This is a genomic window from uncultured Brachyspira sp. (assembly GCF_944388875.1).
Classification (GTDB): Bacteria; Spirochaetota; Brachyspiria; order Brachyspirales; family Brachyspiraceae; genus Brachyspira.
On record NZ_CALXKQ010000008.1, the window covers coordinates 37641 to 54845 of the forward strand.

The following is a 17205-nucleotide window of genomic DNA, read 5'->3' on the forward strand; positions in this document are numbered from 1 at the left end:
AAAAGGGGCTATAAAAAATAGCCCCTTTAATTTTTTGAATGTTTAATAAATATTAGCTTATCTCTTTAATAACTTTAAAGAAGTTATTGATAGTTTTATCAGATATTAGTTCTTTCTCATAATAATCTATTATATTATTTTTAAATAAACTAGAATATAGAGCATCTTTATTTTTATTATCTATCTTATAAGTTTCTTTATCTTTTTCATTGAATAAATCTTCTATTGTAATGAAATTTTTATTTATATCCGTAAGCTGAGTAATTTTTAAATTTGTTCCTTCAGCCAATTTATCGAATTGATTAGCAGAATTATCTCCGTCAATTAATAATGTAGGATTTTTTGATAGTTTGCATAGAGAATCTATTATTATCTTTTTTTTATCTTCATCATTTTCCCTTCCAACACCATTAATAGGCATAAATGCAATATTTGTTTCTTTATTTTCAATATGTTCCATTAATATTTTAAAAGCAGTAAGATAATTATAATCTGTAATTCCTTCTACATATATTATTTTTATATCTCTGGTAATATCTATATGTTTTACTCCGAATGCATTGATAATTTTTTCCAATGTATCAACTTTTCCATAAGTTGCCGAGAAGTCATTTTCTATTTTTACTCCTATATTATCCTGTTTTGATTCTACTATCTTTAATTCATCTAAGTAGTTTATATCAGCAAAATACGGTATTTGTATAGATGTTATTATAGTAACTCCATTATCTTTTGCAAACTGTTTCAAAAATTCTCTAAGCTCTCTTATAAGAGGTACAGATAAATGCTGTTCAGGCTCATCTATTATAATTATATCTCCTTTTTTTAATTCATCAGAATTCAATGTATTAAAAAATAGGCTAAAGAACCAATTAAATCCGTCTGATTCATTATCAAGATTCGTAAGACCGTTTTTGGTTTCAAAATATATTTTTATAAAATTTTCTTCTAATGATATTTTAAAAATGTATTCATTATTTGATCTGTATAATTTATTAAATTTCTTTGATATGGTATTTTCAAAAAGTTTATTTATTTCTTTTTCTATTTGTTTTACAAAAGCTACATCTAATGGAGAGTTTCTATATATGTTTATTAAATATTCATAAATTTCCATATTATTAGTTGATTTGAATAATGAGTATAAAAAATTGGATTCTCTAATAAAATTAAAACTATTATTATTATCTCTGCGGGTATTAACATTATAACTTGCTTTTTTTGAGTAGCAGGATATTGTAAGTTCATCGCTTTTTATATTTTTTCTGTGAACGTATATTTTTGTATTTTTTATACCGTCAATTTTAGCTAATATACTTGATAAGTGCCTTAAATTATTATTATTGATTTCATTTTCATCTAAAATTAAATTATAATAATTATTGTCTTTATCTATTTCATAGAATTTAGAGTCGATAATAGATGCTATTAATTTTAATTTATTTATATCATCGTATTCTTTATATTTATCAATTATATGCATGGTTTTTGATACTGCATAATTTAATATTATATCATAATGCATATTTTCTTTTTTATCTTCATTGTTATATTTATTCTCTATAATATCATTATTTTCAATTAATAGATTATCGCTATCCATTTTATAATTATTTTCATAAACATAAAAAAGCTGATTATAGTAATTATCATTATTATTTCTAAACTTAAAAATATTATCTAATATTTTGTATATATAATTTTTATTTATTATAATATCCATTATATTATTAGTTTCTGATATATCCCATATAATATCATTATCTTCAGCTTTTCCTTTATATATGATACCATTATAAGATTCAATAAATACATTTAATTCAGTTTGACAGTTTATAAATCCATCTATTTTTGGGCTATCTTTTTTATAATCTATATTACCAGTAAATGTTTTTTCAATAGCAGAAAGCACATTTGTTTTGCCTGTTCCATTGGCGCCTATAATACTTATCAATGTCCCCTGATCCATATCTCCATTGAGATATAATCTTCCGTATTTAAGTTCATGCTCTTTTTTATTTGAGGAATTTTCATTGATTATTATTGGATTAATATTTCTAAAATTTTTAATTGTTAAATATCTTTTCATAAAATTTCCTTTAATTCACTTTGTTTTATCAGCAATTAATATTATATTTAATTCATAAAAATGTAAATTGCATGCTATGCGAATAAAGTTTCACAATTATATATTGTAATTATATAAACTATGTAATTAATTTTTATACCAAAGAAGGCGTATTATTTTTCATTGCTGAATTATTAAATACATCTCTCATACGATTAGATACATTCCAAAATTCTAAATTCTGATTAAAACTTTCAGCTTCATAAAATATAGCATTCATATATTCTACATTAGAAACGTCCCAATTATCCAAAGGATGATTAAATGATGAAGCATAATGAAATATCTGACTAATACTCGTAACATTAGAAACATTCCAATTATTAAGAGGCTGATTAAAACTTTTAGTAAAGCAGAACATTAATGACATATCTTTTACATTAGATACATTCCATTTGTCCAAAGCACTATCAAAATTAATAGCTCCTTCAAACATACTTTCCATATTTACAACATTAGATACATCCCAAGTTTCAATACCGTCAAAATTTTTTCTTTTACTATCTTGAAATAAGTATGACATGTCAATCATACTGCTTGTATCTATCTCAGAGAGATTTATATTTTCATCTTTTAGTAAATCAAGCAAGGCATATTTATATTTTACTATGTATTTTTTATTCATTTTATAGTTTTCTTTATTTTGATTTTTTAAACTCTTATATTTGGTATATCAAAAACTTTTCCGTTTTCAAAGTTTTTCACTTTTTCTTTTTCTGTAACAGTAATAAATACCTGCCCTAATGTTTTTATGTATTCAAGTATATTATCGCGTCTTGTATTATCAAGTTCAAGCATAGCATCATCAATGAGTAAAATAGGTGATTTTTTTCTGTATTCTGATAATATCTTTTCGCTTGCAAGTTTCATTATAAGGGTAAACATTCTTTTCTCGCCTTGAGAGGAGAATTTTTTTGAAAGTGAATCTTTATAAAAAAATTGATACTCTGCTCTGTGTATTCCAAAATATGTTGTACGCATTCTTATTTGCTCGTTTAAAGTGCTTTCTAGTTTTTTTACGTATTCATTTTCATTTAAAATATCTTCTATAGTTGACTGATACTTTATTGCATAAGGGTTTTCATCATTAAAAATATTTTTGTATATTTCATTCATTTTATCTTCTAAAATAGAAGAATATTTTTTATTTTCATTTGCTATATATAGTGATAATTTGGCTATATCATTATTATAAATATACGCTTCATTGGGTTTTGTGCTTAAGCAAATATTTCTCATTTTTAATAGTTTATTATATTTTATTAATGCTGTTAAATATTCCAATGATATTGTTGATATAAGCATATTAAAATAATCTCGTCTTAATTTTGGCTCAGATATTACTAAGTCTGTATCATTAGGCATAAATATAACATAAAGTATTCTTCCTATTAAATCTTTTCTTGATGAAACTTCTTTTTTATCTATAAATACTTTTTTTAATTTTTTTTGATATGCTATTTCTATATTTGTGTCATAATTTAATTCATCTTCTCTGAAAACGCCTCTTAAAAAATAGTTATCATTTCCATTTTTTACAAGCTCTCTGTCAAGTCTTGTCCTAAATGATACGCCGTTTCCGAGCATGTATATTGCCTCAAGTATATTAGTTTTGCCGCATCCATTATGTCCGTAAAGTACATTGATTTTATCAGAAAATTCAAACACATTTTCATTATAATTTCTAAAAGAACGGATTGTAAGTTCTTTGAGTATCATTTAATAAACCTTTTGCTTTATTTGTGAAAGCTATTATATATTAAAAAATTAAAAATAGAAGTTTTTTAAAACTAAAATGATATGTCTATTATTTTATTTATAGCTACTAATGAAAAAATTATAAACTTAAAAATTTTTAGTATATATGCCAAAAAAGCGTCAGAATTTGTCATACATGCATATTATAATTAAATTAAAAATTTTAAAGGACATAATCTTATGGAAGAATTAGGCAGACAAAATAAAAAATATATTATACAAGATAAAAACGATTACTATTATAGCAAACATTCATTAAATTATTTTTTAAAAGAACTTGATAAACTTATAGAAAAAAATAATATAAAAATAGAAGAAGCAGATAAACTCATAATAAATGATCATCATAATTGTTCAGTATATACTTTTATAAGAGTATTAGAAAAATATTTAATAAGAATTAATTTTGAACAGTTTGTGCATCCAGACCCTGAAACTCAGAAAGATTTATTGGATTGGGGTGAATATAAATGTTTATTAGAAAAGGATAAATTTCCAGATATTTATGAAAAGTATCATAATGATAAATTTCCTATACTAGATGATGAGTTTTCAGAATTGCATGTATATGAAGAAGATGACGGAATGTATGAACTATTAATTCCTTCTTGGTATTATGAATATGATGACGGAGAGTACAGAGATTTTATAGAAAAAGAAAGAAAAGAGTATGATGAAGAAGATAAAAAAGAAATTATTTCTGAAAAGTATAGAAAGAACGGTTATATATATTTTGAAACTAAAGAATTGGTTGATGAGTTTTTTGAAAGCGGGGAAGTTGATTCAAGAACTTGGTTTAGAGAATGGGGGAGCGAAAATAAGAATGAAGCGATGAAATATTTTAAAGAAAGGATTGATAAACATTGGGAAGAAGAATACCAGAGAGAATTGGATAAATATAATATTACAGATGATGATGACTGTATGAAAAGTTATATTGTATACGACGAAGAAGATATTGATTATTATTTTGAAAATAGAGATTTATTTTCATTTCCTTTTTTTATAACAGGATACAATGAATTATTTGAACATTTTTATAAAAAACTAATGAATGACAGAGAAGAAGTTAATAATTCTATAAATGATGACATAAAAGAGAAATGCGACAGGCTTTTATATGATTATATATTAGGATACAGTACTAATCATAGATTTGCTCCTAATAAAGCTCTTTATGTATTAAAAGAATACATCAAAGAGAATTACAAAGACAATTACAAAGAGTATATTGATTTGTCACTTCGATACATTATGAATTATACAAGACATTTAGACAGGGATAAACTTATAGAAAAGTATTTTAAAGGTGATAAGAGATTTTTATATAAGCTGTAATTATTTATACTGATTTATTATTTAAAAACCTACCGTGAAGCCGTTTTTTGTTCCTCTATATAATTAAAAAAAATAAAAATATAGGAGCTACACTATGAAAAAATCATACAGTTTAGAAGAAATCGAAAATATAATAAACAAAGAGTGTTCTTATGAACCCGATGAATTTGATAATCAATCAGATAATAAAGAAAATGATGAAGATTATCAAAATAATTATGAGAATAATAATGAAAATATAATTTATCAAGTTATAGAAGTATTAAAAGAGTATATTAAAAAATATAGAAATAATGTAAAAGCTTTAACTTTATTAGGAAGGGCATATTATTATAGGGGATATTATTCTACTCATGATAATAAAAAAGCAGAAAAGCTATTTAAAAAAGTTTTGCTGCTAAATCCTAATGATGATAAAGTATTATACTATACAGCAGTCAATTATATATATAATTTTAGAGGAAATGAAAAATATAATGAAGCATTAAAACTTATTAAAAAAGCTATAGAATTAAATGAAAATGATTCAGCATATTGGCATCTTTTAGGATATATTAATCAGAAAAATAAAAATTATTATGCGGCAATAGAGTATTCTCAAAAAGCAGTTAAGTTAAATAAAAGCTATGTTGTTGATGGTAGTAATTATATGGAATATTATCTTACTGTGATAGGAGAATCATATTTTAAATTGGGTAAATATGATGAAGCAATAAATATATTCAAAGAAATAATAAAACTTCCTCGTCATGATGAAAGCGATTTTATGTATTTAGGGTTATCATATTTTGAGAAAAAAGAATATGATAAGGCTATAGAAAATTATGAGAAGGTATTAGAAATTCATCCTTCTTTTGATTATATAGAAAATACCAGTGCAATAAATGCATTAGCTAAATCTTATATGGCTTTAGGAGAGTATCAGAAAGGTATTGATGCATATAAAGAATATATTAAAAAACATGAGTGGCGTTGGATAAGAGATCTATATAATAAAGATATTGAAGACTATAAATATTTGATAGAAGCATTTAATCAGCTTATAGAGGAAGAGCCTAATAATTTTGAATATTATGACGGATTAGAAACTATATATTCTTATGATTTGAATATATATGATAAAGCGGCTAATGTACTTGACAAATATTTACTGAATAATACAGAGAATATTAATCATAGAGTTTATAAAACTTTGGCTTATTTATATAAAAATATTTACAGATATGATAAAGCTATTGAAATGTATAATAAACTTATAGAAATTAATCATTTTGACAATTATGATTATTGTTTTTTAGGTGATATTTATAAAAAAATTAAAAATTATGATAAGGCTTTGGATATGTACGAAAAATATTTGGATTATAAATTTAAAAACAAAGATAAAGATAATGAAAAGACTTGTTATAATATCATAAAATTATTAGATTTGTATGATAAACTTTCAAAACATGAAAAAAGAAATTTACTTATTGATAAAGCTGTTAATTATTACATTGATAAGAATGATTATAAAAAATTATCTGATTTATATTTGCATATAGGCGAAAAATATAAGGCTATTGAATATTATAAAAAATATGTCAATTTAGATGATAATAAAAATTATAGATATAATTTTGCAGGTATTGCAGAGATTTATGAGAGTTTAGGAGAAAAGGAAAACGCAGAAGAATATTATAAAAAAGCAATAGAGGTTTATGAAAATGAAAAAGATAAAAATTATTGGGATTTAGATATGATAGGTGATTTATATAATTCTATAGGTAATAAAAACAAAGCTATTGAAGCATATAAAAAAGCTATAAAACTTGAAATAAAAAGTGCTAGTTGTATGTTCAGCAGAGAAAAAAGATTTGATAGAGAAGAGTTTGAAGGTTTTTATTCAAAAGAGATAGGTGATTTATATATAAAAATAGGCAATAAAAATAAGGCATTAAAGTGCTATAAACATGCCGTTTCATTAGAGCCTAACAGTAAAGAGTATTATGTTTCTATTGCTGAAGTTTATGATGGTATGAATGAAAAAGAGTTAGCAAAAGAATATTATCAAAAGGCTATAGATATTAATAAAAAATATTTTGAAGATCGTCCATACAGATGTGATATTCTAAAACATATTGCTGAATTATATTTAAAAATTGATGATAAAGAAAATGCTAAAGAATGCTATAGAAAAATTTTAGAGATTAACCCTTATGATGATGAGGCTGCAGATTATTTTAAAAACTTGAATGATTGATACAAAATATTTTGACAATTATATTTTTGCTAGTATAATTAACTGATTAAATAAAAATAAAGTATTGGATTTTATTATGAATTTTTATGATAATACTTACACATCTAAACGCAATGTGGTTTTTGGAAGGAATATAGTTTCTACAAGCAATATACTTGCTTCTGAGGCAGGGATAGAGATTCTAAAAAAAGGCGGTAATGCAGTGGATGCGGCAATTGCTTCTGCTGCTGCACTTACCGTTGTTGAGCCTGCTTCAAACGGACTTGGAGGCGATGCTTTTGCTGTAATAAATTTTGAGAATAAAATATACGCTATTAATGGAAGCGGGTTTTCTCCTAAAAGTTTGGATGTTGATAAAGTATTATCATATAATTTTGATAAAATGCCTTTATACGGAGTTCTGCCTGTAACTGTTGGAGGCATTCCATCAGTTTGGGCTGCTCTTATAAAAAAATTCGGTAAATTAAAACTTATTGATGTGCTAGAACCTGCTATTAGATATGCAAAAGAAGGTTATGCGGTTCAGCCTCAAGTAGTTCTCGATTGGAAAGAGGCTTATAATATGTATTTGAATGCTTCTGATAATTTAAAAAAAGAAGAGTTTAAATATTGGTTTGATACTTTTACTTTTAATGGTAAAACTCCTGAACTTGGTGAAATAGTAAAACTTCCATATCATGCAAAGACTTTATATGATATAGGAAAAACAGATGCGGAGTGCATTTACAGAGGAGAATATGCTGAAAAGATAGATGCATTTATGAAAAAATACGGAGGTTATTTATCTAAAGAAGATTTAAATGAATATTATCCCGAGTTTGTTACTCCTATAACTGCTAATTACAGGGGCTATGATATTTATGAAATTCCTCCAAACGGACATGGCATTACCGTGCTTATGGCTTTAAATATTTTATCTAATTTTGATTTTAATAATTTAAGCGAATTAGAAAAAGTACATTATCAAATAGAGGCTTTAAAATTAGCTTTTACAGATACAAAAAAATATGTAGCCGATATCAATTGCATGAAAACATCTATTGAAGAAATGCTTTCAAAAGATTATGCTAAAAAAAGAGCTTCACTTATAAATAAAAATAAATCATTAGAGCCTATAAATCATATATTCTCGTCAGGAGATACAGTTTATTTGGCTTCTTCAGATAGTTACGGAAATATGGTTTCATATATACAAAGTAATTATACAGCATTTGGTTCTGGCATAGTAATTCCAGAAACAGGCATAGCTTTGCAAAACAGAGGAGCTAATTTTTCATTAGACCCTAATTCTGACAATTTTATAGCACCTCATAAGAAGCCTTATCACACTATAATACCAGCCTTTATATGCAAAGATTCAAAACCTTACGGAGCTTTAGGAGTAATGGGAGCTTTTATGCAGCCTCAGGGACATGTTCAGGTTATAAGCAATTTGATAGATTATGATTTAAATCCTCAGGCGGCATTAGATAAACCTAGATGGCAATGGGTGGGTGATAAAAATATAGAGTTGGAATATAATTTTGACAATAATATCTATAAAGAGCTTTCATCACTTGGGCATAATATAACAAAAAAAGATCATATTACATACTTTGGATATTTCGGACGCGGACAGGTGATATTAAAAAATGATAATGATGTTTATTTTGCAGGGTGCGATGGAAGGACTGATTCTGCTATTGCGGCTTATTAAATAAAAATTATTATTAAAAATTAATAGTAACAATTTCTGTATAATTAACAAAATCGCTTGAATATAGTGTTATTGAATGAGCAGTAAATGATAATGGAGTAAAATCTAAATCATTTATCTCTTCAATTTTTTCTTTTAATTTTTTATTATCATAAACTCTTTTTACTCTTGCTAATGTGATATGAGATTTAAAATCTTTTTTATCATATTTAAGATTCTCTATATTGTTTAGATTTTCTCTTAAGGTTTTTACATAGCTTTCTAATTCTTCACTTACAGCTTTTACAAATATCACATTTATATCTTTGAATTTATTCGTGAAATAGGAAATATTCTCAAAGTTTATATTAAATGGAGCAGGGGAGGAGTTTATTACTTTTTCTTTTATTAACTCTATTTGTTCTTCTTTTATATTATCAAAAAATACCAATGTTATATGCATTTTATTTTTTGATACCTTTTTTAATTCAGCAGTATTTTCATTTATTCTCAAAATATCAGAATATTTATTTTTTATTTCTTTATTTAAGTTTAATGCTAAAAATGCTCTCATAATATTTATAGTTCTATATTTAATGATTTATATATTGTATCCATTGTAACATCTTTATAGAGAATTTTATTTTGTATTACATTTCCGTTATATTGATTTGTATATGTTTCATTTTCTATATTGCTTATTTCAAGCATACTGATTTTGTATAAATATATTTTTTTATCATCATTGTATTTAAATGTTATATACAATTTACGGTTATTTCTTATATGATGTTCTAAAGTAAAATAATCATCTTTATAAACCACATTTGCAGTAAGTCCGTCAATATTAAATATAGCAGTATTTAATGATATATTTCCTATATATTTATATTGATTATTTTTCTCTATTTGAAATAGAGAATAGTAATACCAATATTTGTTTTTTAATATTATCATTTCATAAGCACTATTATCTTTAAATCTCATTTTTCTTATAATATTAATTTTTAGATCTGCTTTTTCTTTTAAATTACCGTCATCAGTGAAATAATTTTTATTTATTTTTATAGGCTTATCATCAATATTTTGAGAATAAAGATTAAAAGAAAATATAATAATAAATATCAATACAAATTTTTTCATATTTAATAATCTTAAATTTTATATATCAAGACTTAATAATTTAGATATCATATCCATTGTAACATTTTCATATAAAATTTTATTAGGCACTACATTGCCATTAACTTGTTTAGTATTTGTTTTCGCCTCATTAGTATTTATTACTGTGCTGTTATCAATAAATTCTATAATCATACTAGCCTTATCTAAATATATTTTTTTATCGTCATTATATTTAAATGTTACATACATCTTTAAAGTTGACATAACACTATGTTCTATAGTGAAAAAATTATCTTTATAAACTATATTACCTATAAGTCCTTCTATATTATTATTGAAACTTTTTAAAGCAATAGTTCCAATGTAATTGTATTCATTATTTTGTTCTATTTGAAATAGAGAATAGTAATACCAATAATTATTTTTTAATATTATCATCTCATAGGCTGAGTTATCCGTAAATCTTATTTTTCTAATAGCATAAACTGATAAATCTTTTTTATTTTTTAAATTGCCGTCATCAGTGAAATAATTTTTATTTATTTTTATAGGCTTATCATTAATATTTTGAGAATAAAGATTAAAAGAAAATAAAATAAAAAATATTGCTATTATTCTTAGCATATATAAAACTCCAATTTATGATAAATTAATTTATACCCTATAACTCTTTATTTGTCAATAATTATAATAAAAAAGCCCAACTTAAAAATTTAAGAAGGGCTTTTATATTGTATATAATAATATTAATTTATATTTTTATGCTCCCATATCCATTATGCCTTCATTTAACATAGCGTCATTGTTGTCAGGTAAATAATTAGGGAAATCATTAGGTGAAGAAGGTACTGTATTATTACCTGGGTTGGACCTTGCTTCATACTTCTCTAATATTCTAGCAGCCACAGTAGGATCCATCAAACTTAATAGGTAAGAAGTAGTACTGTTTCTTCCCTCAGCAGCAGCAATCGAATCCATTTCTAATAATACATCTATAACTAAATCATCAGAACCATTTGCTGCTAATTGATTAAGTAATGCCACAGAGTTTTGCGGAGGCATGCTATTAACTTTATTTGCTAAATCAGCAAGAACCAACTGATACTGTGATGATTCATCCATAGTTGCCTGATAATTTGACCATGCATTCAATAGATTTTGTCTGTCTTGTTCTATTAATTCAGACTGAGTATTTAATTCTATAGCTTTGCTTGCTATTAGAGATTCCTGAGCCTGTATATCTTTTTCTCTTAAATTAAATGATTCCCTCATTTTATTTAAATCATCTCTAGCTAAAAGAGACATATCTTCAACTCTAGGTTTTTGTGTGAACCTAGTTAAAAATCCGGGAACATTAGGAGCTATTTTAGTACGCATTAATGTATAGTAATTTACAACTCCGAATATATCAAACATATAGAGCAATGCTATAAATGCTATTAAATTTACTATAGTTAAAATTGCTATTTTTAATCTCATAACTTTTTATCACCTTATAATATTATTATAACATAATATAGAAAAAACTGTAATATGTCAACTAAATTTTGTTATCATAATTATTATCGTAATAATCAAATATTTAGTTATCATATTTTTTTTATTTATGCAAATAAAAAGGGACTATATATAGTCCCTTCAGAAAATTATTATGTTTTAATTATGATGTTTTTTTAAATATCCCCAATGGTTTTCCAACAGGAAGTACAACTCTTCCTAAATTTTTATTTAATACTCCAGCAGCAGCTCCATAGAAACCTAATAATCCAGCAATAAGTTCAGAAATACCAGATACAATTTGAGTTTCTTTTTGAGCTATTCCTAAATAATTTAACGCCATAGCTACTAATAATACATCAACAGCAACAAATATGAAGAATAAAACTTTATGAGCTTCAGCAGCACCAAAAGTTAAAGGTCCTACAAGGAATAGATAAGCTATACATACAACGCCAAATTGTTTAAAGTCAATTGTATTTTTCATCTCTTCTCCAAAAACTCCTAAAGTAGTAAGCCAAATAAAACCAACAGCTATCCAGAATAATCCAAAAGAACCAAAAACAGTAGCACCAAAAACATTGTCTTTTTTGAAGTCAATAATAGCGGCAACAAATTGAGTGATGCATCCAAGAAATATAGCCCAAGGAATAAGACCTGCAAATCCTGATGTAAGTCCTAATTTTTGCGTTGAAGCTACAAATGTTATTACTGCAAGTCCGAATAAACCAAAAGGTGAAGGATCTGCAAGTGTTTGTGTTACTTTTACTTCATTATTCATATATACTCCTATACTGTATTTATTATAGAGTATAGTAAAAAATTCCTATATGTCAAATAAAATTACGATTTTTTTACAAAAAATTTAATATATTGTGATATATTTGAATTTTTATTACAAAATACAAATATTAATTTATACTATTATTCTGTCCTTCTAAGCATTATCATGCTTATATCATCCTGCAAATTATTATTGGAAAATGTTTTCAATTCTTTTATAATATTCTCTTTTATCACTTTAATATCTTTTTTTACATGCTTTGAAAATATATTTTTTAATTCATCATCCCCAAGCATTTTTCCTTCTTCATTAAATATTTCATAAGCACCATCTGTAAATATAAACAGCATATCATTATGATTTAATTTTATTTTTGATTCATAATATTCACTTTCTTCTGTCATTCCAATTAAAGGACCTTCGGTTTCTAACTCTTCTATATTGTCTTTAGAATAATAGAAAGGTTTTGGTGATCCGCCTGATGAACATATAAAATCTCCTGTATCATTATTGTATACAGCATAAAACACAGAAGCAAATAAATTTTTATCAAAATTTTCTTCTATAAAGAAGTTATTTAATTCTTTTAAAAATTGAGAAGGGGAAGTATTTTGATTATCAATAATAACATGAGAATCAAAGAAAGATTTTATAAGTATGGTAAGCATGCTTGCTGCCACTCCATGTCCTGAAACATCCGCAAGAAGTATGGCATACCATCCGTCATTGATTGCTTTTATACCGCTGTAATCTCCAGATACTTCATTTGGGGCATAATGGTATATTGATATGTCATTTTTAGGAATAGAGGTATTGCCATAAGAGAGTATACTTTTTTGAAGCCTAGATGCATACTCTATATCTTTTTTTAAAATATTCATGTACATTATGTTAGACTCTATGGCTTTTTTTAATCTTATATATGCCTTCATTTTTGATAGGAATATATCTGTATCTATAGATTTTAAAAAGAATCCGTCAGCACCGCATTCATAAGATTTTAAGCATTCATTTTTATTATCAGTGGCAGTTAAAAATAATACAGCTATATTTTTTAGTATATTATCTTTTTTTATATGCTGCGAAAGTCTGCATGCACCTGCATTAGGAAGCATATAATCAACAAGTATGCAGTCTGGTATTTTATCATAAGACATTTGTATAGCTTCTTCATAGGATGTTGCTATATATGATAAATATCCAGATTCTTTTAATAAATTTTGTATAAATTTAGCATAATCTATATTTGAATCTACTATTAAAACTTTTTCTGTTAAAATATTACTTTTCATATCAATATCTTTATCTAATGAACATATCTTCTGGCTTCTACATTAAATATAAGCCCTATGGATATAGAAAAAGTCCATATAGATGAACCTCCGCTGCTTATAAAAGGCAATGTTAAACCAGTAATAGGCATCATTCCAACAACCATACCAATATTTATTATTACATGGCATAAAAACATAGCAATAACGCCTGATACTATTAAAGCACCAAGTCTGTCTTTAGCAAAATATGCTACCATAGTTCCTCTAATAAATATAGTTGTATATGCCAAAACCACTAATGCACTTCCTATAAATCCCCATTCTTCACATATATTAGAAAAAATGAAGTCATTAACCTGCTGCGGTATGAAGTTTAATTGTGATTGGCTTCCATTTAAGAAACCTTCTCCAAATAGTCCTCCGCTTCCTACCGCTATAAGCGATTGTATGATATTGTATCCTGAACTTAATCTGGTTAATTGAGGATTCATAAATACAAGAAGCCTTTGTTTCTGATACTCTTTTAATCCTATATCAAATACTAAGGCAGCTCCCATACATAAAAATAATACAAAGAATGAGAATGATAATAAACTCACATATTTACTATTCATATAGAAATTTAGTGTGAGAAGAAGTGCTGCTATAAATAAAAATATTCCAGCTAAATATCCTATATATATTCTTTGTGATAAAAAGTTAAAAAGTATATTATCTATATCATCAGACATTCTTTTATACTCTAAAAACATTGGTATAGACAATCCTATTACCCCTATACTTATTAAAGCTATAATATATCTGGTAGGAACACCTCCTACAAAAAGCATTATAAATACTATAAAACAGTATACTAATACAGTACCTAAGTCTGGCTGAAGAAGTACTAATCCTATAGGTATAGCAATAAAAAAACCAGCTAATGCAAAATATTTAACCTCTTTTATTTTATCTCCTATTTGATCTAAATATCCTGCAAGGAATATTATAACAACTATTTTTCCAAATTCGGAAGGCTGCATACCAAATAACCAGCTGCTGCTTCCATTAACAGTTGTACCTACACCAGGAATTAAAACAAGTATAAGAACTCCAAGCATAGGTATATATAAAGACATTCTATGCTCAGCTAATTTAGTATAGTTTATGAACATACTAATAAATATTAACACCAAACCAGTTGCACAGAAAAATAAGAATTTCAAAAACATCCAGCTGGTTTTACCCGATTCAGGAGAATATGTAGATGAATAAACAGCTATAGCCCCTGCAATCATTAAGAATATAATAGCTGCTAATATTTTCCAATCGAATATAAATAGCTTTTTTAATTCTTTTTTTTCATTCATATTTTATCCTTTCATCTTCATTGGATTTTTTCTCTTCTTTTTGATTTTCATCAGCATCAATACTAGCTTCTCCATTTTCTAAGGCAGCCTGTTCTCTTGCAAGCCTTATTTGCTGATAAATATACTGCATTCTATTATATATAGCATTTCTAGCTTCCATAACATTTTCTCCGCCTAATATAGAACGAAGCATAGCAGTAGCAATAGGTCCTGCAGTAGTACCGCCTCCGCCTCCGCTGTGTTCTAACATAACAGTAACAGCTATCATATCATCTGACGGTCTTTGATCATAAGGTCCGAATATTGTAACCCAAGTATGGTCTTTACCTTGTGCGTTTTGGGCTGTACCTGTTTTAGCTGCCAATTTTATATTAGGCGACCAAGCACCATTTCTAGCAGTACCTCCAGTTACAGCCATTCTCATACCTTCTTTTACTACTGTAAATATATTTTTATCTATATCCAATTTTTTTATTATTACCTTATCATTATTGTATATAACCTCATCAGTTTGAGAGCTTCTTATTTCTTTTACAACATGCGGTCTGTACATGATACCGTCATTTATTATAGCAGAAGTAGACATGTGTACAGCAATAGGTGTAGCGGACATATAACCTTGTCCCATAACATATTGAATAGTGTCTCCGTCCCACCAATATTCTCCGATTTTTCTTCTTTTCCAATCGGCACTAGGAACTACTCCAACTTTTTCACCCGGTAAATCTATTCCAGTAATATCTCCAAATCCCAGCATTTCTGCATATCTTTTTATGAAATTAGGACCAAGTTCATAAGCTAAGTTATAAAAATATGTATTACATGAAAACTGAATAGCCCTATACATATTTACAAATCCATGCTGTCCAGTACATCTGTAGAATCTATTTTCAAGAAGCATACCGCCGCCGCAGTATCTTGTTGTATTAACTCCTATTCTTTTTTCAGCCAATGCTCCTACAGCAGTTACTAATTTGAATGTAGAACCTGGAGGATATCTTCCCCTTATGGCTTTATTCCAGAATGGATTTGCTGGATTATTTATAAGTTCAGCATATTTTTCTCTGTCTATTTTACCTATAAATATATTAGGATCATACCAAGGAGAACTAACCATAGCAAGTATCTCTCCTGTTGTAGGTTTTGATACTATTACAGTACCAACTTGTCCTTTTATTAAATCCTCAGCATCCTTTTGTATTTTTGAATCTATACTTAATATAAGTTTTTTACCAGGTATAGGTTTTCCTATTGCTGGGCTTATAGTTTCTTTTACCCTGTTTCTTGAATCTACTATCCATTGAACATAGCCGTCTATACCGCGTAATTCTTTATCATAGAATTGTTCTACACCTTCTTTACCTATCATACTGTTTCTTCTGTAGCCTTCTGCTTGTTTGCTTTCAAATTCTTCCTGAGATATGTTTCCTATATACCCCAATATATGAGTCATAGTTTCGCCTAGAGGATAATGTCTTATGGATTTGCTTCCATAATATACCCCTGGATATTCTTCAGACCTTTCAGCCAAATAGCTCATTTGCGGCATTGTTATACTTTCTGATATTTCTACAGATTCATAGCTGTTTTTTGATACTTTCTCTAAACTTGATTTTATATGTCCCAAATCTATATTAAATACTTTTGAAACTCTGTACAATAATTCTTCTCTTTCAAAATAATTCTTAGGTAAATAAACAGGTATCATATACATTGTGTATGTTTTTATATTTTCAGCAACTATAATACCGTTTCTATCATAGATTTCTCCTCTGTATGCATCTATTGGTATTATTTGTTCTTTATTATTCCTTGCCAAACTATCATAATGTTCATTTTGTATTATCTGCAAATAAAATAATCTTATCAGCAAAAGCACTGATACTAATATTGAAATTGCAAAAACTACTATTAATTTTTTTCTATATTTAAAATCTTCACTTATGATTTTTTTATCTTTATTTAATTCTATTTCTAAAAAATTCATGTATAAACCTTTTACCTTCTAAGAATTATTATTAATATAAGTAATATT

14 protein-coding genes are annotated in these 17205 nt (G+C 26.3%); 3 read left to right on the forward strand and 11 right to left on the reverse strand.

The window, feature by feature from the left end; translation table 11 throughout:
* Window positions 1–52: 52 nt before the first annotated feature.
* The 3 genes from Q0J69_RS06870 to recF form a co-directional block, all read right to left on the reverse strand.
* A complete protein-coding gene (locus tag Q0J69_RS06870; protein ID WP_297205366.1) occupies window positions 53–2089 on the reverse strand; it encodes an ATP-binding protein in 2037 nt (678 codons plus the stop codon).
* 133 nt (window positions 2090–2222) lie between these two features.
* Window positions 2223–2753 (reverse strand): BspA family leucine-rich repeat surface protein, encoded by a 531-nt coding sequence (locus Q0J69_RS06875; RefSeq protein ID WP_297205368.1) that lies wholly within the window; start codon window positions 2751–2753, stop codon window positions 2223–2225.
* 26 nt (window positions 2754–2779) lie between these two features.
* A complete protein-coding gene (gene recF / locus Q0J69_RS06880) occupies window positions 2780–3847 on the reverse strand; it encodes a DNA replication and repair protein RecF (RefSeq protein WP_297205369.1) in 1068 nt (355 codons plus the stop codon).
* A 219-nt stretch (window positions 3848–4066) separates the two neighbouring features.
* Here recF and Q0J69_RS06885 point away from each other — a divergent pair, with 219 nt between their 5' ends.
* The 3 genes from Q0J69_RS06885 to Q0J69_RS06895 all read left to right on the forward strand — a co-directional run bounded on the left by Q0J69_RS06885 (window position 4067) and on the right by Q0J69_RS06895 (window position 9162).
* Complete coding sequence (locus Q0J69_RS06885) at window positions 4067–5224, forward strand: hypothetical protein (RefSeq protein ID WP_297205371.1); 1158 nt, start codon at window positions 4067–4069, stop codon at window positions 5222–5224.
* 94 nt (window positions 5225–5318) lie between these two features.
* Complete coding sequence (locus Q0J69_RS06890) at window positions 5319–7466, forward strand: tetratricopeptide repeat protein (RefSeq protein ID WP_297205373.1); 2148 nt, start codon at window positions 5319–5321, stop codon at window positions 7464–7466.
* A gap of 76 nt (window positions 7467–7542) precedes the next feature.
* On the forward strand, window positions 7543–9162 hold the full coding sequence (locus tag Q0J69_RS06895) for a gamma-glutamyltransferase family protein (RefSeq protein WP_297205374.1): 1620 nt from the start codon (window positions 7543–7545) through the stop codon (window positions 9160–9162).
* A 13-nt stretch (window positions 9163–9175) separates the two neighbouring features.
* Here Q0J69_RS06895 and thpR read toward each other — a convergent pair whose 3' ends face one another.
* From thpR to mrdA, 8 genes are all read right to left on the reverse strand, one after another.
* Entirely contained in the window at window positions 9176–9715 is a 540-nt protein-coding gene (thpR, locus tag Q0J69_RS06900) for an RNA 2',3'-cyclic phosphodiesterase (RefSeq protein ID WP_297205376.1), read from the reverse strand.
* Window positions 9716–9720: 5 nt separating this feature from the next.
* Window positions 9721–10284 carry a hypothetical protein gene (locus Q0J69_RS06905; protein ID WP_297205377.1) on the reverse strand — a complete coding sequence of 188 codons (564 nt, stop codon included), beginning with the start codon at window positions 10282–10284 and terminating at the stop codon, window positions 9721–9723.
* Between the two features lie 18 nt (window positions 10285–10302).
* Window positions 10303–10890 (reverse strand): hypothetical protein, encoded by a 588-nt coding sequence (locus tag Q0J69_RS06910; RefSeq protein WP_297205379.1) that lies wholly within the window; start codon window positions 10888–10890, stop codon window positions 10303–10305.
* A gap of 135 nt (window positions 10891–11025) precedes the next feature.
* Entirely contained in the window at window positions 11026–11745 is a 720-nt protein-coding gene (locus tag Q0J69_RS06915) for a flagellar protein FlbB (protein WP_297205381.1), read from the reverse strand.
* A gap of 181 nt (window positions 11746–11926) precedes the next feature.
* Window positions 11927–12544, reverse strand: a complete 618-nt coding sequence (locus Q0J69_RS06920) for an acetate uptake transporter (protein WP_297205383.1) — start codon at window positions 12542–12544, stop codon at window positions 11927–11929.
* Window positions 12545–12687: 143 nt separating this feature from the next.
* Entirely contained in the window at window positions 12688–13839 is a 1152-nt protein-coding gene (locus tag Q0J69_RS06925; RefSeq protein ID WP_297205386.1) for a fused response regulator/phosphatase, read from the reverse strand.
* 14 nt (window positions 13840–13853) lie between these two features.
* A complete protein-coding gene (locus tag Q0J69_RS06930) occupies window positions 13854–15170 on the reverse strand; it encodes an FtsW/RodA/SpoVE family cell cycle protein (protein ID WP_297205389.1) in 1317 nt (438 codons plus the stop codon).
* Window positions 15163–17157, reverse strand: coding sequence for a penicillin-binding protein 2 (gene mrdA / locus Q0J69_RS06935; RefSeq protein ID WP_297205392.1), 1995 nt, complete (start codon window positions 17155–17157; stop codon window positions 15163–15165). The genes Q0J69_RS06930 and mrdA overlap by 8 nt, the downstream gene beginning before the upstream one ends.
* Window positions 17158–17205: the final 48 nt, after the last annotated feature.